Origin of the sequence: Streptomyces sp. 5K101 (assembly GCF_046506645.1) — a bacterium.
Classification (GTDB): domain Bacteria; phylum Actinomycetota; class Actinomycetes; order Streptomycetales; family Streptomycetaceae; genus Streptomyces.
The window spans coordinates 31,033-57,874 of sequence record NZ_JBKFFO010000025.1 but is presented as its reverse complement, the minus strand read 5'-3'; the positions used below and the strand labels follow the sequence as shown (position 1 = coordinate 57,874).

Below are 26,842 nucleotides of genomic sequence, written 5' to 3'. Positions count from 1 at the left end.
TGGCCCACCGGCATTGCGATGTCAGGGGGCGGTGCCACAGTGGGGGAGTGACCAACATCGTCGCAGGGCAGAGGGGGTGACGTCCGGTCGTGTCCGGTACCGCTATCGGGGAGTCGGTGGGCGCTCGTGGCGCCCGTTCCAAGGCCCTCGCCGTGCTGCGTGTCCGCGGCTGGGCGACGGCCGTGGCGCTGCTCCCGGCGGCCGTCGCCGTGATCCTGCTGGCCGGCGGTGCGACGGGCCGGTTGAGCGGCACGGGCTGGGACGCAGCGCGCTGGACGGTGACCGCGTGCGCCGTGGTGGTGCTGCTCGCCGCCGCGGCCGTCGCCGCGGTGATCACCCGGGCCACGCCGGCGCTCAGCCCGACCGTGGAGCTCCCGGAGCGCTCGGCCCCCGATCTGTACCGGCTGGTCCACGATCTGGCCGAGCGCCTGGACGTGCCCGCGCCGTCCGCGCTCGCGCTCACCCCCGACTGCGACAGCTGGCTCGAGGACCGTACGCACCCGGCGCACGCGATATCCGGGACCAGGCGGCGCCCGGGCGAGGCGCCGGTCCTGGTCATCGGCTCGCCCTTCCTGTGGTGGATGCGGGTCGCCGAGCTGCGGGCGGTGCTCGGCCCGGTCGTCGCGGGCACCGTGCTCGCCGCCGACCCCGACATAGCCGCCGCCCGCCGGTTCGTGCGGGGCCTGGACGCGGCGGTCGCCGACGCGGCCGGCCCGGGGAAGCGGTCCATAGGCAGGCCGCTGTCCCTCGCGACCGGCCGGATCGCCCGGCTCCTGCTGCGCGGCTGTCAGATGCACGCGGCGGAGATGGAGCGCTGGGTCGCGGCAGCGGCGTCCGAGCGTGCACAGGGGGTGGACTACGGCCTGCGGATCGTCGCCCAGGAGCAGGTGGGCCTCGCCTACGCGGGCTGGGACCGGCTGCTGACCAGGGTCGCCCTGCCCGCCTGGCACATGGGCCGCTGGCCGTCGCGCCTGGACGCGGGCGTCGTGGCGGCGCTGACCGAGCTCTCCCGGCGTGACCGCCTCGCCGAGGGCTTCACCTCGCGGCTGGGCGAGCGTCCCGCCTGTGACCTGCTGGAGGAGCCGGGCACCGTGGACGAGGCGGCGTCGCTGCTGGCGGCGCGGCTGTTCCACGGCGGGCCCGCCGAGGTGGGCCCCGACTGGTCCCCGGTGGACTGGCAGCGTTATCCGGACGAGGTCGTGGACCGCAAGTGGCGAACGGAAGCGGCCCGTATACACCGGGTTCTCGACGAGCTGGGTGTGCCTCCCGCGACAGGGCCCGAAGGGCCGACCCTCGCCCGTGTGATCGAGCACCTGTCGCAGCGGCCGGGCGGTGCCGCGAGCGACGACCTGGCGGCCGCCCTCACCGCCCGTACGGCACGTGAGGAGGCGGCACGGGAGCCGGCCAGGGTCCAGGGCCGGCCGGCGGCCGCCCGGGACGGCGTAAGCGACGTGCTGGCCCTGTGGGGCGGGGACCCGCTGCCGCTGTTCCCGCTCCAGCCGCCGCGCACCGGCCGTGACCTGCTCGCGGACCATGTCGTCGCGATGGTGTGCTGCACGGCGATCGACACCGTGGGCGCGGCGCCCGGCCTGGACTGGCTGGACGGCCCGGCCCTGCTGATCGACGGCGAGCGGCGGTCGGACCTCATGGCGCCCGTCCTGAGCCTGGTGGAGGACGGCGACGCGCAGCCGCTGCGGCTCTGGCTGGGTTCCCTTGGCGTCCGGCCGGAGAAGCCGGTCCGCCTCGCCTGATCCGCCGATCCGGACGGCCGGCGGCCCCAGCGCTCAGCCGGTGACCTAGCGTTCAGGGCCGTCGCGCGAGCCCCTCACCCGGAACGATCTCTTCCCTTTGACGTCAATTCGCGACGAAAGGTGACGGAGTGAGTGCGTTATGTGATGTGCTGGAGAACGGCGCTGAACAGGTCGGCGCATCGATGTCCGGGGCACCGAGGGAGGGCGCAGTCATGGGGGCGGAGCAGATCCGGCGATGGGAATCGGGCGCCCTCGCGCACGCCGTCAGCGATCCCTTCGGGCAGGGGCCGTTGCCCTGGCTGCGCGGCGGCGAGCACTACTTCGGCGACACCGGCCAGGTCGTCCCCTGGTATGCCGACCCGGTGCTGGCCCGCGGTGGCACCGGGGGCCCGCGCACCGCCGACGACGTACGCCGTCAGATCAAGGGCTTCGTCTCGCCCGGCGCCGCCGGTCCCGGCGAGGCAATCGATTTCCACATCACCGTGGATCCGCCGCAGCAGTTCTCGGTCGACATCTACCGCATCGGTCACTACGGCGGCGACGGCGCCGCCAAGATCACCACGAGCCCGCGACTGTCGGGCATCGTCCAGCCGCCGCCGCTCACCGCCGACCGCACGGTCTCGTGCCACCACTGGTGGCTCTCGTGGCGGCTGCAGATCCCCTCGTACTGGACGATCGGCGCGTACGTCGCCGTGCTGACCACCCTCGACGGCCACCGCTCCCACATTCCCTTCACGGTCCGCCACGACCGCCCTGCCGACCTGCTGCTGCTTCTGCCCGACGTCACCTGGCAGGCGTACAACCTCTACCCGGAGGACGGCCGGACCGGCGCGAGCCTGTACCACGCGTGGGACGAGAACGGCCGGCTCCTCGGCGAGGGGGACGCCGCCGTCACCGTCTCCTTCGACCGGCCCTACGCGGGCGCGGGCCTTCCCCTGCATGTCGGCCACGCCTACGACTTCATCCGCTGGGCCGAGCGGTACGGCTACGACCTCGCCTACGCCGACATCCGCGATCTGCACGCGGGCCGCGTCGATCCCTCCCACTACCGCGGCCTGATCTTCCCCGGTCACGACGAGTACTGGTCGGCGCCCATGCGCCACGCCGCCGAGACCGCCCGCGACCGCGGCACCTCGCTGGTCTTCCTCTCCGCCAACACCATGTACTGGCAGGTCGAGCTCGCTCCCTCGCCGTCCGGCATGCCCGAGCGGCTGCTGACCTGCCGCAAGCGCCGCTGCCCCGGCAAACCGGCCCTGTGGCGCGAGGTCGACCGGTCCGAGCAGTTGCTGCTGGGCATCCAGTACGCGGGCCGGGTCCCGGAGCCCTCCCCCCTCGTCGTGCGCAACGCGGACCACTGGCTGTGGGAGGCGACCGGTGCCGGAGAGGGCGACGAGCTGCCCGGTCTGGTCGCGGGCGAGGCCGATCGCTACTTCCCGCGCACCCCGCTCCCCGAGCACGTCAGCCGCATCCTGCTCGCGCACTCGCCGTACGAGGACGGCGACGGCGTGGTGCGCCACCAGGAGACGTCGCTGTACCGCGCCCCCTCCGGCGCTCTGGTCTTCGCGTCGGGGACCTTCGCCTGGTCGCCGGCCCTGGACCGGCCCGGCCACGTGGACCCCCGCATCCAGCGCGCGACGGCCAACCTCCTCGACCGCATCTGCAAACGCGACTAGGCGACGATCCGGCGCGTCCGGCACCCCTGCTCAGGAGAGTCCCGCCCGCATACGGGACAATCGGAGCCGTTGTACGTAACCACGGGGAGGAACCGTGTCCGGATTCGTCGAAAAGCCCGAGCCGATCCAGGTGCCCGGCCTGATGCACGTGCACACCGGCAAGGTGCGCGACCTGTACCGGAACGAGGCGGGCGACCTCGTGATGGTCGCCAGCGACCGCATGTCCGCCTACGACTGGGTGCTCCCCACGGAGATCCCCGACAAGGGCCGGGTGCTCACCCGCCTGTCCCTGTGGTGGTTCGAGCAGTTGCAGGACCTCGTCCCGAACCATGTGCTGTCCACCGACCTGCCCGCCGGCGCCCCCGCCGACTGGGCGGGCCGCACCCTGATCTGCAAGTCGCTGAACATGGTCCCGGTCGAGTGCGTCGCCCGCGGCTATCTGACCGGCTCCGGCCTCGTCGAGTACCAGCAGACCCGCACGGTCTGCGGCCTGGCGCTCCCCGAGGGCCTGGTCGACGGTTCCGAGCTGCCGGCCCCGATTTTCACACCGGCCACCAAGGCCGCCGTCGGCGACCACGACGAGAACGTCAGCTACGAGGAGGTGGCCCGCCAGGTCGGCGCGGAGACCGCCGCCCACCTGCGCCGCACGACGCTCGACGTGTACGCGCGCGCCCGCGACATCGCCCGTGAGCGGGGCATCATCCTGGCCGACACGAAGTTCGAGTTCGGCTTCGACGGGGACACCCTGGTCATCGCGGACGAGGTGCTGACCCCGGACTCGTCCCGCTTCTGGCCCGCGGCTTCCTGGGAGCCCGGCCACGCCCAGCCGTCGTACGACAAGCAGTACGTGCGCGACTGGCTGACGTCCCCGGCCTCCGGCTGGGACCGCAGGAGCGAGCAGCCGCCGCCGGCCCTGCCGCAGGACGTCGTTGACGCGACCCGCGCCAAGTACCTGGAGGCGTACGAGCTGCTGACCGGGACTGCCTGGCACTGACGGCACACGAAGAAGCCCCCGGCGAGATCGCCGGGGGCCTCTTCATCTGAGCGGACGACGAGATTCGAACTCGCGACCCTCACCTTGGCAAGGTGATGCTCTACCAACTGAGCCACGTCCGCATGCGCCGTAGCGCGGAGCCCACTATACCCAAACTCGCGGCCGGGTGAGACATACGCCCGTACGGATCTCCGCCCAGGGCGTCGCCGGGCCGTTGGGGGCCGGGCCCGGTCGGTGGTGCCACGGCCCGGGCGGGGCCGCTGGGGAGTCGGAGCCGGTACGTGGCGCCACGCCCCGCGCCCAATTGCCGGTCGGCAGGCCGCCCGGGGGCGGGTTGCGGGGTGCCGGACAAGGAAGCCCGTATGGGTCGCTTGCTGTGGCGACCGTCACACGCTGAAGCCGTCCGGAATCACGGAACGACGAAGGCCCCGGTCATATCGACCAGGGCCTTCGCTCTCTGAGCGGACGACGAGATTCGAACTCGCGACCCTCACCTTGGCAAGGTGATGCTCTACCAACTGAGCCACGTCCGCATTGCGGCCGCTCGGCTCTCACCGGGCGGTGTGTTCACCACTGTACCTGATCCACATCGGTGGACGGTAATAGTGGTGCAGAGCGGGTGACAGGAATTGCACACTGCGCCTTCCCCCTGGAAGGGGGATGTTCTGCTACTGAACTACACCCGCATGCTCGGTGGGCCGGGCCTTTCGGCCTTGCCCCTCGGCGTGCTCCAGACTCTAGCCGATCACCAGGGGTGCAGTGCAACTCGCTGCCCGCCGCCGCCCGCTCGAGGGCCGTCGGCTCAACTGGCCTCGCGGAACGCCTCGTAGACGTGCTTGGGGATCCGGCCCCGGGCCGGCACGTCCATCTTGCGCGACTGAGCCCAGGCGCGGACCGCGGCCGGGGACGGCTCGAGCGAGGTGTGCCGGTACGAGACGCGTGACTTGTCGCGCTTGGTGACGTTCGTCATCTTGCGGCCCGCGGCCACGTACGGGGCCAGGGCCTTGCGCAGTTTCTTTGCATTGGACGTATTGAGGTCGATCTCGTACGACTTCCCGTCGAGGCCGAACATGACCGTTTCCGCCGCTCCTCCTCCGTCGATGTCGTCGGAGAGCGTGACCACTACTCGCTGAGCCACGGATATCGGTCCTTTCCCTGCGGTATCACCGGTGCTGACGTGCGGTGATACCGGCTTTACGGCCATCGAGGGGCAATGCTGCTTTCCTCTGTATTCCTTTGTACAGCGCAGGGCCACGCATTGTGAAGCCCCGGCAATTTTCTGCGCGTGTCCGCCGCAAAGGCGTCAGGGATTCTTATCCGGGATTTCACTGCGGGGCTCCGGGATATCTACTCGCGTAGATTTTCGGGCCGGGTACGCTGAGGGAACCGCCCTCGCAACACACCACCGGGAGTGCCCGTGGCTCGCGTCGTAGTCGACGTCATGCTCAAGCCCGAGATCCTCGACCCCCAGGGACAGGCGGTGCAGCGTGCACTGCCCCGTCTGGGATTCGACGGGATCGCGGACGTTCGTCAGGGAAAGCGTTTCGAGCTGGAAGTGGACGGGCCGGTCGACGACGCCGCCCTCGCCAGCATCCATGAGATGGCCGAAACGTTCCTCGCCAACACCGTCATCGAGGACTTCGTCGTGAAGGTGGAGTCGTGACCGCTCGCATCGGAGTCGTCACGTTCCCCGGGACACTCGACGACCGGGACGCACTGCGCGCCGTCCGTGTCGCGGGCGCCGAGCCGGTCTCGCTGTGGCACCGCGACAAGGACCTGAAGCAGGTCGACGCCGTGGTCCTCGCCGGCGGGTTCTCGTACGGCGACTATCTGCGGGCCGGCGCCATCTCCCGCTTCTCGCCGGTGATGGAGACGATCATCGACCAGGCGAAGGCCGGTCTGCCGGTCCTCGGTATCTGCAACGGCTTCCAAATCCTCACCGAGGCGCACCTGCTGCCGGGCGCGATGCTGCAGAACGACCATCTGCACTTCATCTGCCGTGAGCAGAAGCTGCGGGTGGAGAACGCGGGCACCGCCTGGACCGCCGATTACGCGCAGGGCCAGGAGATCTCCGTCCCGCTGAAGAACATGGACGGCCGTTACGTCGCCGACGAGCGCACGCTCGACGAGCTGGAGGCGGAGGGCCGCGTCGCCTTCCGCTACCTGGACGGAAACCCGAACGGCTCGTTGCGCGACATCGCCGGCATCACGAACGCCGCGGGCAATGTGGTCGGTCTGATGCCGCACCCGGAGCACGCCGTGGAGCCGCTGATCGGTACCGGCGGTACCGACGGGCTCGGGTTCTTCACCTCGATCCTGAAGAAGTTGGTCGCAGCATGACCCTCGATACCGTCAAGCACGCAAGCGAGACCCCCGAGTCCGAGCAGCCCTGGAAGGAGCTCGGCCTCAGGGAGGACGAGTACGCGCGGATCCGGGAGATTCTGGGACGTCGTCCCACGGGTGCCGAGCTCGCGATGTACTCCGTGATGTGGTCGGAGCACTGCTCGTACAAGAGCAGCAAGGTCCACCTGAAGCAGTTCGGTGAGAAGGCCCCCGACAACGACGCCATGCTGGTGGGGATCGGCGAGAACGCGGGCGTCGTGGACGTGGGCCAGGGGTATGCGGTCACGTTCAAGGTGGAGTCGCACAACCACCCCTCGTACATCGAGCCGTACCAGGGTGCGGCGACGGGTGTGGGCGGCATCGTCCGCGACATCCTGGCGATGGGCGCGCGTCCGGTCGCGGTGGTGGACCCGCTGCGGTTCGGCGCGGCGGACCATCCGGACACCAAGCGGGTGCTGCCGGGCGTGGTGGCGGGCATCGGCGGCTACGGGAACTGCCTGGGTCTGCCGAACATCGGCGGCGAGGTCGTGTTCGACGCCTGCTACCAGGGCAATCCGCTGGTGAACGCCGGCTGCATCGGTGTGATGAAGCACGAGGACATCCATCTCGCGAAGGCGTCGGGCCCGGGCAACAAGGTCATCCTGTACGGCGCCCGGACGGGTGGCGACGGCATCGGCGGCGTCTCCGTGCTGGCCTCGGAGACCTTCGACGACACGAAGCCGACGAAGCGGCCCGCGGTGCAGGTGGGTGACCCGTTCCAGGAGAAGCTCCTGATCGAGTGCACGCTGGAGATCTTCAAGGAGAAGCTCGTCGCGGGCATCCAGGACCTCGGCGGCGCGGGCCTGTCCTGCGCCACGTCCGAGCTGGCGTCCGCCGGTTCCGGCGGTATGCGGGTCGAGCTGGACACCGTTCCGCTGCGTGACGCGACGCTCTCGCCGGAGGAGATCCTCATGAGCGAGTCGCAGGAGCGGATGTGCGCGATCGTGGAGCCGCAGCACGTCGAGCGGTTCATGGAGATCTGCGAGAAGTGGGACGTCACCGCCACCGTGATCGGTGAGGTCACCGACGGTGACCATCTGGAGATCTTCTGGCACGGTGAGCTGATCGTGGACGTGCCGCCGGGCACGGTCGCGCACGAGGGCCCCACGTACCACCGCCCGTACGCCCGCCCCGCCTGGCAGGACGCGCTGCAGGCCGACGACGCGAACAAGCTCGCGCGCCCGCAGACGGCCGAGGAGCTGCGTGAGCAGGTGCTGAAGCTGGTCGCCTCCCCGAACCAGGCCTCCAAGGCGTGGATCACCGACCAGTACGACCGGTTCGTGCAGGGCAACACTGTCCTCGCCCAGCCGGAGGACGCGGGCATGGTCCGCATCGACGAGGAGTCCAACCTCGGTGTGGCCATGGCGACGGACGGCAACGGCCGTTACGCCAAGCTCGACCCGTACACCGGCGCGCAGCTCGCGCTGGCGGAGGCGTACCGCAACGTGGCCGCCTCCGGGGCGAAGCCGCTGGCGATCTCGGACTGCCTGAACTTCGGCTCTCCGGAGGACCCGGACGTGATGTGGCAGTTCGCCGAGGCCACCCGCGGTCTCGCGGACGGCTGCCTGCAGCTGGGCACCCCGGTGACCGGCGGCAACGTCTCCCTGTACAACCAGACCGGTGACGTGGCGATCCACCCCACCCCCGTGGTGGCGGTCCTCGGTGTGATCGACGACGTGACCCGCCGCACCCCGATCGCGTTCGCCGAGGAAGGGCAGCTGCTGTACCTGCTCGGTGACACGCGGGAGGAGTTCGGCGGCTCGGCCTGGTCCCAGGTGATCCACGACCACCTGGGCGGCATGCCCCCGCAGGTCGACCTGGACCGGGAGAAGCTGCTCGCGGAGATCCTGATCTCCGCCTCCCGCGACGGCATGATCGACGCGGCGCACGACCTGTCCGACGGCGGACTGGTCCAGGCCGTGGTGGAGTCCTGCCTGCGCGGCGGCCACGGCGCCCGCCTCGTCGTCCCGGACGGCCTGGACGCGTTCACGTTCCTGCTCAGCGAGTCGGCCGGCCGTGCGGTCGTCGCCGTCCCGCGCAGCGAGGAACTCCGCTTCACCGACATGTGCGGCGCCCGCGGCCTGCCCGCCACCCGCATCGGCGTCGTCGACGGAGACACGGTCGAGGTGCAGGGCCAGTTCAGCATCTCCCTGCCCGAACTCCGCACCGCACACGAGCAGACCATCCCGGGTCTGCTCGTCTGAGGCGCGTGCCCCGAGGCCCCCGTCCGGTCCGACCGGGCGGGGGCCCTCGGCGTCCTGTCGTACCCACCCCGTAAGGTCGGCGTCATGCCACCGGCCAAGAAGCGTCTTCGTACGTACGACTCCGCCAAGGTCCGGGCCGCCGTGCTGGCCCAGTTCGGGCATGTCCGGGAGGTGGCGGAGAGTCTGACGGCCCGGCAGCTGGAGCTGCCCACCCGGCTGGGGGACTGGACCGTGCGGGAGCTGGTCGCGCACCTCGCCATGGCGGTCGGCGCCGTGCCCCGCTACCTCGCGCAGCCCGAGCCGGCCCGGCAGGACGTCGCGCTGCTCGACTGGCCGTTCGCCACGGTGACGGTCGCGGGGCAGGTCGACGAGGACACCCGGGAGCTGGCCGGCGGTGACCTCGGCGAGCTGTACGCGCGCACGGCCGAGCGCATCGGCGAGCTGCTGCCGCTGGTGTCGGACGAGCGGCTGGTGCCGACGCGGTTCGGGGCCATGCGGCTCGGGGACTTCCTGGTCACCCGCACCGTCGAGCTGGTCGTCCACACCGACGACCTGGCCGACGCGACCGGCCTGGACGTCCCGTACGACCGGCAGGCGCTCGCCGCCTGCACCCGGCTGCTCGCCGACGCGCTCGCGGTCAAGGCGCCCGGGGCGTCGACCGAGGTGCGGATCCCGCCGTTCGCCGTCGTGCAGTGCGTGGAGGGCCCCCGGCACACGCGGGGGACCCCGCCCAATGTCGTCGAGACCGACCCGCTGACCTGGATCCGGCTCGCCACCGGGCGCACGGGGTGGGCGGAGGCGCTGGAGGCCGCGAAGGTCAGCGCGAGCGGGGAGCGCGCGGACCTCGGGGGGCTCCTGCCGATCCTCGGCTGATCGCCCGATCCGGGCCCGGCCACGGTCCTCGGCCCGTCGCGCGTCCGAGGGAACCGACCTCGGGCCCGCCCCGTCCCAGGGGTATGCGCTACCAGCTGAGCATTCCGGTCACCGCCCTGGCCCTCCTGGCCCTGGCCGCCTGCGGCACGGAGCAGGGAGGCGGGGCCGGCAGCGGCGACTCCGTGGCACCCGACGTTCCTCTCACCGGCGTGCGCTGGTCCGTGGAGAGCGTGAGCGTCGACGGCACGAAGACCGCTTCCCCGTCCGACGCATATGTCGAGATCACCGACAAGGGCCGGGCGCAGGGCAACTACGGCTGCAACCACTTCGGCGCGGACATCACGGTCGAGGGCGACACCGTGACGGTCGGTCCCGGCGAGGTGACCGAGATGGCCTGCGACAAGAAGATCCAGGGATTCGAGGACACCCTGCGGGCCGCGTTCTCCGGCAAGCTCAAGGCGAAACTCACCGACGGCAGGCTCACCCTCACCACCGAGAAGGGCGACACGATCGCCCTGACCGTCGAGCGGCCCTCCCCGCTGATGGGCACCCGGTGGACCGTGGACTCCCTGGTGGAGGGCGAGACGGCCACCTCCCTGCCCGCAGGCACCGAGGGCAAGGCGCATCTGACCATCGCCAAGGACGGCAGCGTCGGCGGCAGTCTCGGCTGCAACCGCTTCACCGGCACCGCGAAGGTCTCCGGCGACACGATCACCTTCGGCCGCATCGCCTCCACACGGAAGCTGTGTCCTGGCCCGGAGATGGATCTGGAGCGCCAGGTGGCCCAGGTCCTGCAGCAGCGGACGGTGAAGTACGAGGTGAGGCACCGCGCCCTGAGCCTCACGGCACCGAACGGCAAGGGTCTGGGGGCGTACGCGGACATGCGCTGACCTGGCCGGGGCCGCCGATCGGCCGAGACCGCGCGTCACGCCGGGACACACAGGCCCGTACGAGGTGCGGGCCTCGGGGCATACCGGCCCGAAACGGGCGCCGGTGGCATCGAGCACATGAGCACGAGGTCGGTGAGGTGCCCAGAATGTCGGAAATCGGCCCCGCCGTCGGCGGGGCCGGGGTGTGAACTAGCGCACGCGGTGGCAGGCGGCGCCCGCGACATCGACCAGGCCGACGTGGAGGGGCTCCGCGCGTCTGACCGCCGGTCACCGAGGGGCCGCGCGGCCCGGAGTCCGGCCGGGACCGGCCAGGTGTGGCGACGATCGTCCCGGGATGCGGACGCCGAAATGGACGGCTTGTCGGTCTCCGGCAGCCGCCCCGACGGCTGTACGGGCACTGCGGATTCCCGCCTCCGCCACCGTGCGGAGGCCGCTCGGCGGACTCCCGGAATCGGGTTGCGCGGCATCCCCAATTCGGACCAGTGGTCGATCTCGCCTACACTCGGTTGCGTGCCACGTGGTGACGGACGACTCAACCACGACCTGCTCCCCGGCGAGAAGGGCCCCCAGGACGCTTGCGGCGTCTTCGGTGTCTGGGCTCCGGGTGAAGAGGTCGCGAAGCTCACTTACTTCGGGCTCTACGCCCTCCAACATCGAGGCCAGGAATCCGCGGGAATCGCGGTCAGCAACGGCTCTCAGATCCTCGTCTTCAAGGACATGGGCCTCGTGTCCCAGGTCTTCGACGAGACCTCTCTCGGCTCCCTGACCGGCCACATCGCGGTCGGCCACGCCCGCTACTCGACCACGGGCGCCTCCGTGTGGGAGAACGCACAGCCGACCTTCCGGGCCACGGCCCACGGCTCCATCGCGCTCGGCCACAACGGAAACCTGGTCAACACGGCGCAGCTGGCCGAGATGGTCGCCGAGCTCCCCAAGGAGAACGGCCGGGCTACCCAGGTCGCCGCGACCAACGACACCGATCTGGTCACCGCTCTACTCGCCGGGCAGGTCGACGAGGACGGCAAGCCGCTGACGATCGAGGAGGCGGCCGCCAAGGTCCTCCCCGACGTCCGGGGCGCGTTCTCGCTCGTCTTCATGGACGAGGGCACCCTCTACGCGGCCCGTGACCCGCAGGGCATCCGCCCGCTGGTCCTCGGCCGTCTCGACCGCGGCTGGGTCGTCGCCTCCGAGAGCGCCGCCCTCGACATCTGCGGCGCCAGCCTGGTCCGCGAGATCGAGCCCGGCGAGCTCATCGCCATCGACGAGAACGGCATCCGCACCTCTCGCTTCGCGGAAGCGAAGCCCAAGGGCTGTGTCTTCGAGTACGTCTACCTGGCCCGTCCCGACACCGACATCGCCGGCCGGAACGTCTACCTCTCCCGGGTCGAAATGGGCCGGAAACTGGCCAAGGAAGCCCCGGTCGAGGCCGACCTGGTCATAGCGACGCCGGAGTCCGGTACGCCGGCCGCGATCGGCTACGCCGAGGCCAGCGGCATCCCGTACGGCTCCGGCCTGGTGAAGAACGCCTATGTCGGGCGTACCTTCATCCAGCCCTCGCAGACGATCCGCCAGCTGGGCATCCGCCTGAAGCTGAACCCGCTCAAGGAAGTCATCCGCGGCAAGCGGCTGGTCGTCGTGGACGACTCGATCGTCCGCGGCAACACCCAGCGGGCCCTGGTCAAGATGCTCCGCGAGGCCGGCGCGGCCGAGGTCCACATCCGGATCTCCTCCCCGCCGGTGAAGTGGCCGTGCTTCTTCGGCATCGACTTCGCGACCCGCGCCGAGCTCATCGCCAACGGCATGTCGATCGACGAGATCGGCAAGTCCCTGGGCGCCGACTCCCTCGCGTACATCTCCATCGACGGCATGATCGAGGCGACCACCATCGCCAAGCCGAACCTCTGCCGCGCCTGCTTCGACGGCGAGTACCCGATGGAGCTGCCCGACCCCGAGCTGCTCGGCAAGCAGCTTCTGGAGACCGAGCTTGCGGGCGGCGCCGACGCCGCCGACGCGCTCCGTCGCCCGTAATCCCCGCTCCAACGCAGTCACGACACGAAAGCTCTCAACCCCATGAGTGAGACCACCGGTGCCAGCTACGCAGCCGCGGGCGTCGACATCGATGCGGGTGACCGCGCCGTCGAGCTGATGAAGGAGTGGGTGAAGAAGACCCGGCGCCCGGAGGTCCTGGGCGGTCTGGGCGGCTTCGCCGGCCTCTTCGACGCCTCGGCCCTGAAGCGTTACGAGCGTCCGCTGCTGGCGTCCGCGACGGACGGGGTGGGCACGAAGGTCGACATCGCCCGGCGGATGGGCGTGTACGACACGATCGGGCACGACCTGGTCGCGATGGTCATGGACGACATCGTGGTCTGCGGCGCGGAGCCGCTGTTCATGACGGACTACATCTGTGTGGGCAAGGTGCACCCGGAGCGGGTGGCCGGGATCGTCAAGGGCATCGCCGAGGGCTGTGTGCTGGCCGGTACGGCGCTGGTCGGCGGCGAGACGGCCGAGCACCCGGGTCTGCTGGGGCCGGACGACTTCGACGTGGCCGGTGCGGGCACGGGTGTGGTCGAGGCGGACCGGCTGCTGGGCGCAGATCGTATCCGGACGGGTGACGTGGTCGTCGCGATGGCGTCGTCCGGGCTTCACTCCAACGGGTACTCGCTGGTGCGGCACGTGCTGTTCGACCGGGCGGGCATGGCGCTGGAGCAGCAGGTCGAGGAGTTCGGCAGGACGCTGGGCGAGGAACTGCTGGAGCCCACGAAGATCTACTCGCTGGACTGTCTGGCGCTGACCCGGACGACCGAGGTGCACGCGTTCAGCCACATCACGGGTGGCGGGCTGGCGGCGAACCTGGCGCGGGTGATCCCGGACGGTCTGCACGCGGTGGTCGACCGCTCCACGTGGACCCCGGGCGCGGTGTTCGACCTCGTCGGACGGGCCGGCCAGGTGGAGCGGCTGGAGCTGGAGAAGACGCTGAACATGGGCGTCGGCATGATGGCGGTCGTCCCGGCGGAGTCCGTCGAGGTCGCGCTGACCACCCTCGCCGACCGCGGTGTGGACGCCTGGGTCGCGGGCGAGATCATCGAGCGCGGCGAACGTACCACGGGCGCGGAGCTGACCGGCGACTACGCAAGCTGAACAGCACAGAACCCGGTCCGGGGCAGGCCCCGGACCGGGTCGGTGAGTACAGCGTCAAGCGCCGCGGCGCTGTGACGACGGGCCGGACTCGTCGTCCTCGTCCTCGTCGTCGTTGTACATGTCCGCGTACCGTGCGTACGGGTCGTCTTCCTCGTCGTCGTCCTCGAACGGCTCGCCGTTCGGCGGCTGGTTCGAAATCGGACTCGAAGTCGATGCGCCCAGCTCGTTGGCCAGACGCGACAGGTCAGTCCCGCCGCTGTTGTACTTCAGCTGGCGGGCGACCTTTGTCTGCTTGGCCTTGGCCCGGCCGCGCCCCATGGCTCGACCCCCTCGGTGACGGGGCTCGACGGCCCCAGAGTCTTGACACGCGTTCATGAGTCGGAACGGGCTCTCCGTGGAGAGCTCGGTCCGTAGGGCTTCAACGGTACCTGCTTCCGCGGCCATACGGTACGCCGCCCGCATGAGGTGCCGCTTCACACGACCCGCGAGGCGCCCCGTCCTCGCTGGTCAACTGCGATTTTAACCTCTTCCTGGTGCCCGACCCGCCGACCGGGGTGAGTCTTGTCTCCCCGGACCGGCGGGCCGGACGCGTGCCCGGGTCAGCGACGGCGGGCGTCGGCCATGCGCTGCTCGGCGATCCGGTCGGCCGCGGCGGCCGGCGGAATACCGTCTTCCTTCGCACGTGCGAATATTGCCAGCGTGGTGTCGAAGATCTTCGACGCCTTGGCCTTGCACCGGTCGAAGTCGAAGCCGCGCAGCTCGTCGGCGACCTGGATGACGCCGCCGGCGTTCACCACGTAGTCGGGGGCGTAGAGGATCCCGCGGTCGGCGAGGTCCTTCTCGACACCCGGATGCGCGAGCTGGTTGTTCGCCGCGCCGCAGACGATCTGCGCGGTCAGCGCCGGCACGCTGACGTCGTTCAGGGCGCCGCCGAGCGCGCAGGGCGCGTAGACGTCCAGACCCTCGGTGCGGATCAGGGTGTCGGTGTCGGCGACCGCGGTGACGCCGGGGTGCTTGTCGAGGATGCGGCGCACGGACTCCTCGCGCACATCGGTGATCACGACCTCGGCGCCGTCGGAGAGCAGGTGCTCGACCAGGTGGTGGCCGACCTTGCCGACGCCCGCGACGCCGACCTTGCGGTCGCGCAGCGTCGGGTCGCCCCACAGGTGCTGGGCCGAGGCGCGCATGCCCTGGAAGACGCCGTACGCGGTGAGCACGGAGGAGTCGCCCGCGCCGCCGTTCTCGGGGGAGCGGCCGGTGACCCAGCGGCTCTCGCGCGCGACGACGTCCATGTCGGCGACGTAGGTGCCGACGTCGCAGGCGGTCACGTAACGGCCGCCGAGGGAGTCCACGAACCGGCCGTAGGCCAGCAGCAGCTCCTCGGACTTGATCTGCTCCGGGTCGCCGATGATCACGGCCTTGCCGCCGCCGTGCTCGAGACCGGCCATGGCGTTCTTGTACGACATGCCCCGGGAGAGGTTCAGGGCGTCCGCGACGGCCTCCTCGTCGGAGGCGTACGGGTAGAAGCGGGTGCCGCCGAGGGCCGGGCCCAGGGCGGTGGAGTGGATGGCGATGACGGCCTTCAGGCCGGAGGCGCGGTCCTGGCACAGCACGACCTGCTCGTGCCCTCCCTGCTCCGATCGGAACAGAGTGTTCAGTACGTCGACCGGAGCGCCGGTTACATCGGTCACGGTGGTGACTCCCAAGTACGAAGCGGCGGATACGGGGCCTTCCTGCGGGTGGGGTAGGTCCCGTTGGGCAAGAGAGTAAGTCCTCAGCAAGCGTAGATCCGACCCGGTGCCGAGGATCACCCTCTGGCGGAGTACGGACGTGGAAGGATCTGCGGCATGCCGGCGCTGTCCTCGGTCCTCGTCCCGTATGCGGCCTACCTGCGGATCTACGAGCCGCTGGTGGCCTTCCCCGAGCCCGAGCGCAGCCACTGGACGCGGTACGCGCGCCGCGATGACACCCCTACCGCCCAGGACGAACTGCGCCGCTCGCTGGCCGATCTGCTGCCGACCCCGCCCGTCGCGGTCCGGGTCCACGAGAGCGCGGACGCCTTCGTGACCGATGCCGACGGCGTGGTGTGCGTCTGCCCGTGGCGTACGCGCCTGCGCGGCTGGCTCGCCCTGGAGGAGCTGGCCGGGCAGCTGTCCCGCCCGCTCCTGGACGCGGTGCTGCCGCCGGTCGTGCGGGAGCAGGCCGCCGCCGACTTCGCACAGTGGCGCGAGCGGAACCCGGACGCCCGCCCGTGGATCAGGACGGCCGTGTGGGGGGTGCCCGTGGGCTGGTTCGTGCTCTTCGCCGACGAGGAGCGCGAGTACGCGGCCGCCGCGCCCTCGCTGCGCTACCGGACGCCGATGGTCGAGGCCCGCCGACGGCTGGCCCGGGGGCTGCGGACGCTGCGGGAGGCGATCGACGAGGGGCCGCTGACCGAGAGCCTGGTGGACGTGGGGCGGTGGCTGGAGGAGTTCCACCCGCGGTCACTGGTCGAGCTGGACTACGGCGGTCTCGTGCACGCGCTGCCCGGGGACCTGCTGGCGGAGGACCGGTCGGCGGCGGACGCGGCGGAGGGTATCGCGGCGCTGCGGGCCGGGGACGGCGACGGAGCGGCCGAGGCGTACGGGCGTCTGACGGAGCGTTGGAGAGCCGTGAGGGATCGTCAATTCGCGAACTGACAGGGGCCGGCGGCGACGTCCACGGCCGGGGCGGGACGTACGTCCTGATCCGGGCGATTGCCCCAAGCGTGACGGATTACACTAACCGCTCCCTTGCGCCTATCACCCACCCTCGTGTCAAAATAGGACAAGGAGTCCGGGGAGGGTTCCTTCCGTCCAAGTAACGGCGGATTGCTCAGCATTGCACGCTATGGGGGGTCTGACGACTCCTGATCGCTCTGTGACTGATCGTCACTGTGACGTGACTGTCCGTTATGGCATGGTCCATCGGCCTTCCGCCGCTGATGGACACCTGAGAGGGCAATTCCATCGGTTTGGCCGACGTGGCTGGACAGATGGTGTAGTTGTAGTGCCGAGGACAAGCCGTTCGTCCTATAACCGACTCGACCCGCGTCCGCCATTTCGGGCAACGCGGGTCAAGGTGCAGAATTTAGAGGAAAGAACCGAGAAGGTTCGGTTCTCCCGAGGAGGCCGCTCATGACCGCTCGCACCCCTGATGCCGAGCCGCTGCTGACCCCGGCTGAGGTCGCCACGATGTTCCGCGTGGACCCGAAGACGGTCACCCGCTGGGCCAAGGCGGGCAAGCTCACGTCCATCCGCACGCTCGGTGGCCACCGCCGCTACCGCGAGGCAGAGGTCCGCGCACTGCTTGCGGGTATTCCGCAGCAGCGCAGCGAGGCCTGAACACCCCGTTTGACCGGGCATTTCCGGGGCCCCCACCTCGGATGAGCCCACCACTGGCTCCACAGGCGTGCGTCTGCCCCAACAGACCTTCGTCTTCGATCGCGCTGGACTCCGCCGGGTCCAGCGCGATCTTTTTGTGCCCCGTGCCGGCTGTTGCGGGGGTGGCCCGTGACATCGGTGTCGATATCTGGGACTCGTGTGGGGACGGTGCAATGGCACATATTAAATGGACCCCTTGTAGGGAAGGGTTAAGTGCCGCGGTTCAGGAAATCCGTTCGGTGACACCCGTCACAGTGCACACCTCTTGCCAAAACCCGGGGCCCGCACTCAACGAGCTGCGTTCCAGCAGGTGTTGGTCTGGCGTCGGTCACTCGTCGGTGGCTTCCGGAGCGGGGTCGCGCGTGGTCGGCTCCGGTTCGGCGCGCTCCAGGGCGAGGCGCAGGAACCGATGGCAGACGGGGCAGCTCCTCGTGAGGTGGCGATAGCCCGTGGCGGCCGCCAGATGGGCGCGCAGCAGCGCGCGTGTCTCGTGCCGCCTCGCCGCAGACGCCGCCATGTACGCCACCCCCTGGACCCTGGGTACCGGCGGCGGATGACACCATCAAGACGGTACGAGCGCGCATACGGCAGAGGCCGGCATCGAGGGGGCGCGGGGCCTGCTGGCGAACAGGCGTGGCCGTGACGGGATTTGCTGCGTCTCGACCGCGGAATCTGGCCGGGCCGCCGCATGGCGCGGCCTCCGGTGGTCCGGATACTACGAAGGCCCGCATCAATGTGATGCGGGCCTTCGGTCAATCGCGCGGTCCTGACGGGATTTGAACCCGCGGCCTCCACCTTGACAGGGTGGCGAGCACTCCAAACTGCTCCACAGGACCAGGTTTCGCGGCCGAACACTCCTTGGCCGCGAGAGAGACTGTACAGCAGGTTCGCTGGTCAGGTCGAACTCACCCAGGGTGACCGTGCCGTCACGGTGCCGCCGCGTCGATCGCCTTCACGATCCGCTTGTCCGAGACGGGATACGCCGTGCCCAGCGCGTGCGCGAAGTAGCTCACCCGCAGCTCCTCGATCATCCAGCGGATGTCCAGGACCTGCTGCGGCACCGGCCGGCCCTGGGGCAGCTGCTCCAGCAGCCAGGCGTACTCGTCCTGCATCTCGTGGACCTTCTCCATGCGCGTGGTGTCGCGCTGGACGGCCGTCGGCATCTGCTGGAGGCGGCGGTCCACGGCGACCAGATAGCGCATCAGGTCGGGCAGCCTGCGCAGACCCGTACGCGTCACGAAGCCGGCCGGCATCAGGGCGGCCAGCTGCTCCCGGACGTCCTGGACGTTGTTGATCAGCGTCAGGCTGTTCGTGGCCTTCAGGCGGCGCTCACAGGCCTGCCAGGCCGCGAGGATCTGCTGCACCTGGTCGATCGTGCGGACGGTCAGGTCCACGAGGTCGGCGCGGACCTGATCGAACAGCTTCCGGAATGATTCCTCGTCCCAGGCGGGGCCGCCGTGGTCGGCGATGAGCCGGTCCGCCGCCGCCATGGCGCAGTCCTCGAACAGTGCCTGTACCGACCCGTGCGGATTGCGGGACAGCGCCAGCTTCTGCTGGTTGGTCAGCCTGTCGGCGGCGAACTTCGCGGGGCTGACCGGGATGTTGAGCATGATCAGCCGACGGGTGCCCTGCCACATCGCCTGCGCCTGCTCGGCCTCCGTGTCGAAGAGCCGTACGGACACGCTCGCGCCCGCGTCGACGAGCGCCGGGTACGCCTTGACCGGCTGGCCGGCCCGGCGTGTTTCGAACACCTTCGTCAGCGTGCCGATCGTCCAGTCCTTCAGACCGGTGCGCTCGATGGACTCGCCCGAGGGCCCCGCGGTCGCCGCGGCCGCCTTGGACAGGGCCTGGCGTGCCTTGGGGCGGAGCTTGAGGCGGAGCGCCTCCAGGTCCTTGTCCTCGGCGAGCTTCTTGCGGCGCTCGTCGACGATCCGGAATGTGATCTTGAGGTGGTCGGGGACCTTGGCCAGGTCGAAGTCGTCGGCCGAGACCGGTACGCCCACCATGCGCTGGAGTTCGCGGGCGAGGGTGACCGGCAGCGGCTCCTGCTGGGGCACCGCCCGCTCCAGGAATGCCTTCGCGTAGTTCGGCGCCGGCACGTAATGGCGGCGTACCGGCTTGGGGAGGGAGCGGATCAGCTCGGTGACGACCTCTTCGCGCAGGCCCGGGATCTGCCAGTCGAAGCCCTCGTCGGTGACCTGGTTCAGCACCTGGAGCGGGATGTGCACGGTGACGCCGTCGGCGTCCGCGCCCGGCTCGAACTGGTAGGTCACCCGGAACTTCAGCCGGCCCTGCCGCCACGTGTCCGGGTAGTCGTCCTTGGTGACCGCGCCGGCCTTCTCGTTGATGAGCATCTCGCGCTCGAAGTCGAGCAGGTCCGGCTGCTCGCGGCGTTTGTGCTTCCACCAGGAGTCGAAGTGCGCGCCGGACACGACGTGCTCGGGCACCCGCCGGTCGTAGAAGTCGAAGAGCGTCTCGTCGTCCACGAGGATGTCGCGGCGGCGGGCGCGGTGCTCCAACTCCTCGACCTCGGTCAGGAGTCTGCGGTTGTCCGCGAAGAACTTGTGGTGCGTGCGCCAGTCGCCCTCGACGAGCGCGTTGCGGATGAACAGGTCGCGGGAGGTCTCCGGGTCGATGCGCCCGTAGTTCACCTTGCGCTGGGCGACGATCGGCACGCCGTACAGCGTCACCTTCTCGTACGCCATGACGGCCGCGGCGTCCTTCTCCCAATGCGGCTCGCTGTACGTACGCTTCAGCAAATGCTGGGCGAGCGGCTCGATCCACTCCGGCTCGATCTTCGCGTTGACCCGGGCCCACAGGCGCGAGGTCTCCACGAGCTCGGCGGACATGACGAAACGCGGCGGCTTCTTGAAGAGCGCGGAGCCCGGGAAGATCGCGAACTTGGCGTTCCGCGCTCCCAGGTACTCGTTCTTCGCGCCCTCCTTCACGTCCTTCATGCCGACGTGCGACAGCAGGCCGGAGAGCAGGGAGACGTGGACGGACTGCTCCGGAGCGTCCTCCTCATTGAGGTGGATGCCCATCTGCTTGGCCACCGTGCGCAGCTGCGAGTAGATGTCCTGCCACTCGCGGATGCGCAGGAAGTTCAGGTACTCCTGCTTGCACATGCGGCGGAAGCTGGAGGAGCCGCGCTCCTTCTGCTGCTCGCGGACGTAGCGCCACAGGTTGAGGAAGGCGAGGAAGTCGCTCGTCTCGTCCTTGAAGCGCGCGTGCTGCTGGTCGGCCTGCGCCTGCTTCTCGGCCGGGCGCTCGCGGGGGTCCTGGATGGACAGCGCGGCCGCGATGACCATCACCTCACGCACGCAGCCGTTCTTGTCGGCCTCGATGACCATCCGGGCGAGCCGGGGGTCGACGGGGAGCTGGGAGAGCTTGCGGCCGAGCGGAGTGAGCTTCTTGCGGGGGTCTTTCTCCGCGGGGTCGAAGGCTCCGAGCTCCTGGAGCAGGTGGACGCCGTCGCGGATGTTGCGGTGGTCCGGCGGGTCGATGAACGGGAACTTCTCGATGTCGCCGAGCCCGGCCGCCGTCATCTGCAGGATGACGGACGCGAGGTTGGTGCGCAGGATCTCCGCGTCCGTGAACTCGGGACGGGAGAGGAAGTCGTCCTCGGAGTACAGGCGGATGCAGATGCCGTCGGAGGTACGGCCGCAGCGGCCCTTGCGCTGGCTGGCGCTGGCCTGGCTGACCGGCTCGATCGGCAGCCGTTGGACCTTGGTGCGGTGGCTGTAGCGCGAGATCCGGGCGGTGCCCGGGTCGATCACGTACTTGATGCCGGGGACGGTCAGCGAGGTCTCGGCGACGTTCGTCGCGAGGACGATGCGGCGGCCGGTGTGCGGCTGGAACACGCGGTGCTGTTCGGCGTGCGACAGCCGGGCGTACAGCGGCAGGACCTCGGTGAAGCGGTACTGCTTCTTGTTGAGCGCGTCCGCGGTGTCACGGATCTCGCGCTCGCCGGAGAGGAAGACGAGGATGTCGCCCTTGCCCTCGCCCATCAGCTCCTCGACGGCGTCCGTGATCGCGGTGATCTGGTCGCGGTCGGACTCCTCCGAATCCTCCTCCAGCAGGGGGCGGTAGCGGACCTCTACCGGATAGGTCCGGCCGCTGACCTCGACGATCGGCGCGTCGCCGAAGTGGCGGGAGAACCGCTCGGGGTCGATCGTCGCGGAGGTGATGACGACCTTGAGATCGGGGCGCTTGGGCAGCAGCTGGGCGAGATAGCCGAGCAGGAAGTCGATGTTGAGGGACCGCTCGTGGGCCTCGTCGATGATGATCGTGTCGTAGGCACGCAGCTCGCGGTCCGTCTGGATCTCCGCGAGCAGGATGCCGTCGGTCATCAGTTTGACGAAGGTCGAGTCCTGGTTCACCTGGTCCGTGAACCGGACCTTCCAGCCGACCGCCTCGCCGAGCGGGGTGCGCAGTTCCTCCGCGACGCGCTCGGCCACCGTGCGGGCGGCGATACGGCGGGGCTGCGTGTGGCCGATCATGCCGCGCACGCCCCGGCCGAGCTCCAGGCAGATCTTCGGAATCTGGGTCGTCTTCCCGGACCCGGTCTCACCCGCGACGATCACGACCTGGTGGTCCCGTATCGCCTGGAGGATCTCGTCCTTCTTATGGCTGACCGGGAGCTGCTCCGGGTACGTGACCTCGGGCACGCGCTCGGCACGCCGGGCGGCGCGGGCCGCGGACTTCTCGGCCTCGGCGGCGATCTCGTCCAGCACGGCCTGCCGCGCCTCGGGCTTACGGATGCGGCGGGCGCCCTCGAGACGACGGCCGAGCCGGTGGGCGTCGCGCAGGGACGCCCCGGCCAGCAGGGTCTGGAGATCGGCGAAGGAAGTAGACATACGGGGTCCAGGATCGCACTCTCCGGAAAGCACTGGCGAACTCATTTCGTCAGCAAGCTGGTGCAGTATGGAGCGAATCGTTCATCCCTCCCGAGCGTCCCGAAGGGAAAGCACGCCCATGCTGATCGGCCGCGTCGGCCGCGATCGCCGGCATCGCGTCGCGGTGACCGTGAGCCTGCTGCTCGGGCTGCTCGGCACGCTGCTGGGATGCGTGGCGGCCCTGTCGACGAAGGTCGAGGCTGCGGCCGCGCCGGCGGGCTCGGCCCGCGGTGGGGTGGTCGTGGTGACTGCCGGGCAGGGCTTGGCCGGCGGTGAGACGACCGCCGTGACTGCTCGCTCGGTCGGCGGTGGGGTGGTCGCGGTGACTGCCGGGTCAGGCGCGGCCGCCGACGTGGGTTCCGGCCGTGGTGCGGGGTCCGTCGGCGACGTGGGTTCCGGCCGTGGTGCGGGCTCCGTCGGCGACGTGGGTTCCGGCCGTGGTGCGGGCTCCGTCGGCGACGTGGGTTCCGGCCGTGGTGCGGGCTCCGAGACCGACGCGGGCTCCGACCGTGCTGGGGGCGTCCCCGGTACAGGCGCCAGGGCATCCGGCGTCCGGGCGGGCGGCGTCCGTGACGGTGACATCGGTGTGCGGGCCGGCGCCGCACCCGGTCCGGCCGAAGCGGTGGCCGCCGGGGCGGCCGAGCTGCCCGGATGCGGGCAGCGCACCGGGGCCGGGGACAGCGGGGCGCATCCGGGTGTGCCGCCGCGCGGCGGCACCGCGTACGAGTTGCTGCCCGTGCTGCACCAGACCCACGGCTTCGGCGGCACCGCGCTGGTCTGCGATCAGACCGTGCTGGACGTCTCGCCCCTGCGCGGCCCGCCACCGCTCGCGCCGCCCTCGGCGGTCGACTTCTCCGTCCTGCGCGTATAGGCCCGCCGGTCCCCTCACCGGCATCCGTTTCCGTCAGGCCTTTCGTTCAGGAGTTCCGCCATGCCTTCCCCGTCTTCCGCCCCGTCCACCTCCTCCCGCTCCTCCCGCAAGCCGCTCGCGATCGGCGCGGGCGTCCTCGTCGCCGCGCTGCTGCTCGGCTTCGCCTCGTACACCGCCACCCGGCCGGAGGCCGGGCCGTCCGATGGGTCCTCGTCCGTCGCGGACGTCTCCGCCGAGCCGCAGGCCGGCACGTACCCCGAGCTGGAGAAGCTCGCCCGCCGCGACGCGAAGGACCCGCTCGCGGCGGGCCGCGCGGACGCGCCCGTCGTGATGGTCGAGTACGCGGACTTCCAGTGCGGATTCTGCGGGAAGTTCGCCCGCGACACCGAGCCCCGGCTGATGAAGAAGTACGTCGACGCCGGCGTCCTGCGCATCGAGTGGCGCAACTTCCCGATCTTCGGCGAGGCGTCCGAGGCCGCCGCACGCGCCGCGTGGGCGGCGGGGCAGCAGGGCCGCTTCTGGCAGTTCCACGCCGCCGCGTACGCGGCGGGCGCGAAGGAGAAGGGCTTCGGCCCCGACCGCCTCACCGCTCTGGCCCGCGAGGCGGGGGTGCGCGACCTCGACCGCTTCACGCGTGACCTGGACAGCGACGCCGCCCGCCGGGCGGTCACGAAGGACCAGGAGGAGGGATACGGACTGGGCGCCACGTCCACGCCGTCCTTCCTGATCAACGGCCGGCCCATCGCGGGAGCCCAGCCCCTTCAGACGTTCACCGAGGCGATCGAGACGGCGGCGCGCACCGCGAAGCAGGGCTCGTGATGCACGACATCGGCTATCTGGCCGCGTTCCTCGGCGGACTCCTCGCCCTGATCAGCCCGTGCAGCGCCCTGCTGCTGCCCGCCTTCTTCGCGTACTCGATCGACTCCACGGGCCGGCTGCTGGCGCGCACCGGCATCTTCTTCGCGGGCCTCGCGACGACCCTGGTCCCGCTCGGGGCGGCCGGGTCCTTCGCGGGCCGGCTCTTCTACGGCCATCGCGACCTGCTGGTCTCGGCCGGCGGCTGGCTGATCGTCGCGCTCGGCGTCGCGCAGATCCTCGGGATGGGCTTCGCCTCGCGCCGTATCGCCGCGGTGTCGGGCCGTATCCGTCCGACGACGGCCCTGTCCGTCTACGCCCTCGGCCTGGTCTACGGACTGGCGGGCTTCTGCGCGGGCCCGATCCTCGGGAGCGTGCTGACGGTGGCGGCGCTGAGCGGGAGCCCGGTCTACGGCGGCCTGCTGCTCGCCGTCTACGCCCTCGGCATGGCGGTTCCGCTGTTCCTGCTGGCCCTGCTCTGGGACCGCTTCGACCTGGGCGGCCGCCGGCGGCTTCGCGGGCGCGAACTGCGCGTGGGCCGGTTCCGGCTGCACACGACGTCGCTGGCGTCGGGCCTGTTCTTCGTGCTGCTGGGCACGCTGTTCCTGGCGTTCGACGGCACGACGGCCCTACCGGGCCTGCTGTCGGTCGACGACTCGTTCGCGGTGGAGGAGTGGGCGTCGGGGGTGGGGAGGACGGTCCCGGACTGGGCGCTGCTGGTGCTGGTGGTCGCGGTGGCGGCGCTGGTCCTGGCCGTGCGCGGCCGGCGCCGGGGCGAGCGGGAGAAGGCGTAGCCCGCGCCCCGGGGTGGGGGCTCTCGGTCCCCGCCCCAGGGCCCCCGGCGTCAGAGGAAGAAACGGCGAAGGCCCCGATCCGGGGATCGGGGCCTTCGGCTGGTGGCTGGGGCCGGGGTCGAACCGGCGACCTATCGCTTTTCAGGCGATCGCTCGTACCAACTGAGCTACCCAGCCACGAAGCTCTTTCGAGCTCCAGCGGTCCTGACGGGATTTGAACCCGCGGCCTCCACCTTGACAGGGTGGCGAGCACTCCAAACTGCTCCACAGGACCAAGCATTGTGCGAGAACAAGTCTCGCACACGGTGATGCGTGCCCCCAACGGGATTCGAACCCGTGCTACCGCCTTGAAAGGGCGGCGTCCTGGGCCACTAGACGATGAGGGCTAAGGGCCCGCCTGGGCGCTTCTCAGCGCGTCGGGGACGTGAGAAGCATATGGGATGCGGGGACCTATCGCCAAAACGGTTTACGGGGAGGGCGACGGCGAGCCTCCGGACTGGCTCGATGAGGGCGACCGTGAGCCCCCGGACGGGCTCGGGGACGGCTGCTCCGGCTCCGCGACATGGCGGCTGACCTCCGCCGTCGTCAGCCCCAGGCCGCCCAGCGTGATCTCGTCCCACGCCTGCAGCCGCCGGCTCGTCCGGTCGAAGTAGAGCACCGATGCGCGCACCTTCTCCGGCTCCTTGTCCTCCACCGCGCGCAGCCCGCCGCCACCGGTCGATCCCTCGACCCTGAGGCGCGTGCCGTGCGGAAGGATCTCGGTGTGGCGCTTGTGGATGTGCCCCGCCAGGACCAGTGGCACCGTGCCGTCGGTCTCGCGGGCCGCGACCGGGTTGTGGGCGACCGCGATGTCGACGGGGGTGCCCGCGCGCTCCTGGTCGCGCAGCGCGGACGCGAGGCGGATGCCGGTCATGCGTTCCGCCGGGTCGCCCTGGGCCACGACCGACCGGTCCGGGGTGAACTGCGGGTCGCCGCTGCCCGCGATGCGCAGTCCCCCCACGCTCACGGCTCGGCCTTCGTCGAGGACGTGGACGTTCTTCATCCGGGCCAGGTACTTCTGCGTCGTGCGCGAGTCGTGGTTGCCGCGGACCCACACGTAGGGCGCACCCAGATCGGAGATCGGGTCGAGGAAGCCGTTCTCGGCGGCCGACCCGTGGTCCATCGTGTCGCCGGAATCGATGATCACGTCGATGCCGTACTGCTCGACGAGGGAGCCGATGATGTGCCACGCGGCGGGGTTGAGGTGGATGTCGGAGACGTGGAGCACCCGCATCGTGCTCGGGTCCGGCGCATAGGCCGGGAGCGTCGACGTCGCCTCGTACAGCTTGGTCACGTTGGTGACCAGGCGGGCCAACTCCTTCTGGTAGACGTCGAATTCGGTCACGATCGAGCGCGCGTTGCCGACGACGGACGGCGCGGAGGACAGCAGTCCGGAGAACTTCGGCTCCAGGACGGACTTCGGGTTCCAGGTCGCCGCCGCCGAGACGCCGGACGCGGCGAGGAGCGCGAGCGCGAGGCCGCCGGCGGCGAGGGCGCGGCGCGGGCGGCGGTAGACGGCGAGGCCCAGCGCGGTCGCCCCCGACACGACGGCCACGCAGGAGCGCAGGGCGAGTTCGGTGGTGCCGTCCCGGACGTCGGCGGAGATCTCTTCCTGCAGGCCGGACAGTCGCTCGGGGTGATCGACCAGGGCCTGGGAGCGGACGGGGTCGAGGCGGTCCACGTCGACGTCGAGGCGGACGGGGGCGACGTGGGAGTCGAGTTCGAGGGCGCCGAGCGGGGAGACGTCGATCTTCGTGCCGCCGGTCAGGGAGGGGCGCAGCGTCATGGTGGCGTCCATCGGGCCGACCGGCGTACGGACGTTGCCGACGATCAGCAGTCCGAGCCAGGCGCCGAGGAGGACGACGGCCGTCAGTCCGAGGGCGCGGACCCAGGGCCGCTGGGCCGTGGTGAGTGCGGTGGTCTGCGAGGACGTGCGGCCGCCGAGGAGCGGCGCGGTGCGGAACGGGCGGATCGGGCGGGTCGGCTGCTTCGGTTCCGGGGCTTCGCGGGCCATTGGTCCCGTATGCCCAAAGCGACCGTCGACCATGCCGGGCGGCGCGGTCCGCGTGCCGTACGTGACAA

General features: G+C 70.6%; 21 protein-coding genes and 7 tRNA genes. 15 read left to right on the top strand and 13 right to left on the bottom strand.

Annotated elements, in window-relative coordinates:
- Positions 1–89 precede the first annotated feature (89 nt).
- The 3 genes from ACLB9X_RS30580 (at position 90) to ACLB9X_RS30570 (ending at position 4,418) form a co-directional block, all read left to right on the top strand.
- On the top strand, positions 90–1,751 hold the full coding sequence (locus ACLB9X_RS30580; RefSeq protein ID WP_410363673.1) for a hypothetical protein: 1,662 nt from the start codon (positions 90–92) through the stop codon (positions 1,749–1,751).
- Positions 1,752–1,963: 212 nt separating this feature from the next.
- The gene (locus ACLB9X_RS30575) at positions 1,964–3,424 is read left to right on the top strand and encodes a N,N-dimethylformamidase beta subunit family domain-containing protein (RefSeq protein WP_410363672.1); all 1,461 of its coding nucleotides are present in this window, start codon (positions 1,964–1,966) and stop codon (positions 3,422–3,424) included.
- A gap of 94 nt (positions 3,425–3,518) precedes the next feature.
- Positions 3,519–4,418: a phosphoribosylaminoimidazolesuccinocarboxamide synthase gene (locus tag ACLB9X_RS30570; protein WP_410363671.1), complete on the top strand. Its 900-nt coding sequence runs from the start codon at positions 3,519–3,521 to the stop codon at positions 4,416–4,418.
- 49 nt (positions 4,419–4,467) lie between these two features.
- On the opposite strand, the gene ACLB9X_RS30565 is transcribed toward ACLB9X_RS30570, so the two are convergent.
- The 4 genes from ACLB9X_RS30565 to ACLB9X_RS30550 form a co-directional block, all read right to left on the bottom strand.
- Positions 4,468–4,540, bottom strand: a tRNA-Gly gene (locus ACLB9X_RS30565).
- Positions 4,541–4,878: 338 nt separating this feature from the next.
- Positions 4,879–4,951 (bottom strand) — tRNA-Gly (locus ACLB9X_RS30560).
- Positions 4,952–5,032: 81 nt separating this feature from the next.
- Positions 5,033–5,104 (bottom strand) — tRNA-Gly (locus tag ACLB9X_RS30555).
- A 116-nt stretch (positions 5,105–5,220) separates the two neighbouring features.
- Positions 5,221–5,556, bottom strand: a complete 336-nt coding sequence (locus ACLB9X_RS30550) for a histone-like nucleoid-structuring protein Lsr2 (protein WP_410363670.1) — start codon at positions 5,554–5,556, stop codon at positions 5,221–5,223.
- Between the two features lie 279 nt (positions 5,557–5,835).
- On the opposite strand from ACLB9X_RS30550, the gene purS reads away from it, so the two are divergent.
- The 7 genes from purS (at position 5,836) to purM (ending at position 13,905) form a co-directional block, all read left to right on the top strand.
- On the top strand, positions 5,836–6,081 hold the full coding sequence (purS, locus tag ACLB9X_RS30545) for a phosphoribosylformylglycinamidine synthase subunit PurS (protein ID WP_410363669.1): 246 nt from the start codon (positions 5,836–5,838) through the stop codon (positions 6,079–6,081).
- On the top strand, positions 6,078–6,758 hold the full coding sequence (gene purQ / locus ACLB9X_RS30540) for a phosphoribosylformylglycinamidine synthase subunit PurQ (protein WP_410363668.1): 681 nt from the start codon (positions 6,078–6,080) through the stop codon (positions 6,756–6,758). Before purS ends, purQ begins: the two co-directional genes overlap by 4 nt.
- Positions 6,755–9,004 carry a phosphoribosylformylglycinamidine synthase subunit PurL gene (purL, locus tag ACLB9X_RS30535; RefSeq protein ID WP_410363667.1) on the top strand — a complete coding sequence of 750 codons (2,250 nt, stop codon included), beginning with the start codon at positions 6,755–6,757 and terminating at the stop codon, positions 9,002–9,004. The genes purQ and purL overlap by 4 nt, the downstream gene beginning before the upstream one ends.
- Before the next feature lie 84 nt (positions 9,005–9,088).
- Complete coding sequence (locus ACLB9X_RS30530; RefSeq protein WP_410363666.1) at positions 9,089–9,877, top strand: sterol carrier family protein; 789 nt, start codon at positions 9,089–9,091, stop codon at positions 9,875–9,877.
- 83 nt (positions 9,878–9,960) lie between these two features.
- Positions 9,961–10,767 (top strand): META domain-containing protein, encoded by an 807-nt coding sequence (locus ACLB9X_RS30525; RefSeq protein WP_410363665.1) that lies wholly within the window; start codon positions 9,961–9,963, stop codon positions 10,765–10,767.
- Between the two features lie 510 nt (positions 10,768–11,277).
- A complete protein-coding gene (gene purF / locus ACLB9X_RS30520) occupies positions 11,278–12,795 on the top strand; it encodes an amidophosphoribosyltransferase (protein WP_410363664.1) in 1,518 nt (505 codons plus the stop codon).
- A gap of 42 nt (positions 12,796–12,837) precedes the next feature.
- The gene (purM, locus tag ACLB9X_RS30515; protein ID WP_410363663.1) at positions 12,838–13,905 is read left to right on the top strand and encodes a phosphoribosylformylglycinamidine cyclo-ligase; all 1,068 of its coding nucleotides are present in this window, start codon (positions 12,838–12,840) and stop codon (positions 13,903–13,905) included.
- A gap of 54 nt (positions 13,906–13,959) precedes the next feature.
- Here the strand turns inward: purM and ACLB9X_RS30510 are convergent, their stop codons facing one another.
- Both ACLB9X_RS30510 and ACLB9X_RS30505 read right to left on the bottom strand, forming a co-directional pair.
- Positions 13,960–14,223 carry a DUF3073 domain-containing protein gene (locus ACLB9X_RS30510; protein ID WP_410363662.1) on the bottom strand — a complete coding sequence of 88 codons (264 nt, stop codon included), beginning with the start codon at positions 14,221–14,223 and terminating at the stop codon, positions 13,960–13,962.
- A gap of 281 nt (positions 14,224–14,504) precedes the next feature.
- On the bottom strand, positions 14,505–15,596 hold the full coding sequence (locus ACLB9X_RS30505; protein WP_410363661.1) for a Leu/Phe/Val dehydrogenase: 1,092 nt from the start codon (positions 15,594–15,596) through the stop codon (positions 14,505–14,507).
- Positions 15,597–15,752: 156 nt separating this feature from the next.
- Here ACLB9X_RS30505 and ACLB9X_RS30500 point away from each other — a divergent pair, with 156 nt between their 5' ends.
- Together ACLB9X_RS30500 and bldC are read left to right on the top strand one after the other, a co-directional pair.
- The gene (locus ACLB9X_RS30500) at positions 15,753–16,583 is read left to right on the top strand and encodes a hypothetical protein (RefSeq protein WP_410363660.1); all 831 of its coding nucleotides are present in this window, start codon (positions 15,753–15,755) and stop codon (positions 16,581–16,583) included.
- 477 nt (positions 16,584–17,060) lie between these two features.
- Positions 17,061–17,267 (top strand): developmental transcriptional regulator BldC, encoded by a 207-nt coding sequence (gene bldC, locus ACLB9X_RS30495; protein WP_003949541.1) that lies wholly within the window; start codon positions 17,061–17,063, stop codon positions 17,265–17,267.
- 367 nt (positions 17,268–17,634) lie between these two features.
- Here bldC and ACLB9X_RS30490 read toward each other — a convergent pair whose 3' ends face one another.
- The 3 genes from ACLB9X_RS30490 to hrpA form a co-directional block, all read right to left on the bottom strand.
- The gene (locus ACLB9X_RS30490; protein ID WP_410363659.1) at positions 17,635–17,823 is read right to left on the bottom strand and encodes a DUF6274 family protein; all 189 of its coding nucleotides are present in this window, start codon (positions 17,821–17,823) and stop codon (positions 17,635–17,637) included.
- Between the two features lie 244 nt (positions 17,824–18,067).
- Positions 18,068–18,142: transfer RNA gene (locus ACLB9X_RS30485), tRNA-Asp, on the bottom strand.
- 90 nt (positions 18,143–18,232) lie between these two features.
- Positions 18,233–22,162 (bottom strand): ATP-dependent RNA helicase HrpA, encoded by a 3,930-nt coding sequence (gene hrpA / locus ACLB9X_RS30480; protein ID WP_410363658.1) that lies wholly within the window; start codon positions 22,160–22,162, stop codon positions 18,233–18,235.
- A 118-nt stretch (positions 22,163–22,280) separates the two neighbouring features.
- Here hrpA and ACLB9X_RS30475 point away from each other — a divergent pair, with 118 nt between their 5' ends.
- Genes ACLB9X_RS30475 through ACLB9X_RS30465 form a run of 3 tightly spaced genes read left to right on the top strand, consistent with a single transcriptional unit; the run spans position 22,281 to position 24,721 of the window.
- Positions 22,281–23,072 carry a hypothetical protein gene (locus ACLB9X_RS30475; RefSeq protein ID WP_410363657.1) on the top strand — a complete coding sequence of 264 codons (792 nt, stop codon included), beginning with the start codon at positions 22,281–22,283 and terminating at the stop codon, positions 23,070–23,072.
- 60 nt (positions 23,073–23,132) lie between these two features.
- Positions 23,133–23,891, top strand: a complete 759-nt coding sequence (locus ACLB9X_RS30470) for a DsbA family protein (RefSeq protein WP_410363656.1) — start codon at positions 23,133–23,135, stop codon at positions 23,889–23,891.
- Complete coding sequence (locus ACLB9X_RS30465) at positions 23,891–24,721, top strand: cytochrome c biogenesis CcdA family protein (protein ID WP_410363680.1); 831 nt, start codon at positions 23,891–23,893, stop codon at positions 24,719–24,721. The genes ACLB9X_RS30470 and ACLB9X_RS30465 overlap by 1 nt, the downstream gene beginning before the upstream one ends.
- A gap of 100 nt (positions 24,722–24,821) precedes the next feature.
- On the opposite strand, the gene ACLB9X_RS30460 is transcribed toward ACLB9X_RS30465, so the two are convergent.
- From ACLB9X_RS30460 to ACLB9X_RS30445, 4 genes are all read right to left on the bottom strand, one after another.
- Positions 24,822–24,898 (bottom strand) — tRNA-Phe (locus ACLB9X_RS30460).
- 22 nt (positions 24,899–24,920) lie between these two features.
- Positions 24,921–24,995 (bottom strand) — tRNA-Asp (locus ACLB9X_RS30455).
- Between the two features lie 39 nt (positions 24,996–25,034).
- Positions 25,035–25,107 (bottom strand) — tRNA-Glu (locus ACLB9X_RS30450).
- An 80-nt stretch (positions 25,108–25,187) separates the two neighbouring features.
- Positions 25,188–26,774 carry a metallophosphoesterase gene (locus ACLB9X_RS30445; protein ID WP_410363655.1) on the bottom strand — a complete coding sequence of 529 codons (1,587 nt, stop codon included), beginning with the start codon at positions 26,772–26,774 and terminating at the stop codon, positions 25,188–25,190.
- Positions 26,775–26,842 lie beyond the last annotated feature (68 nt).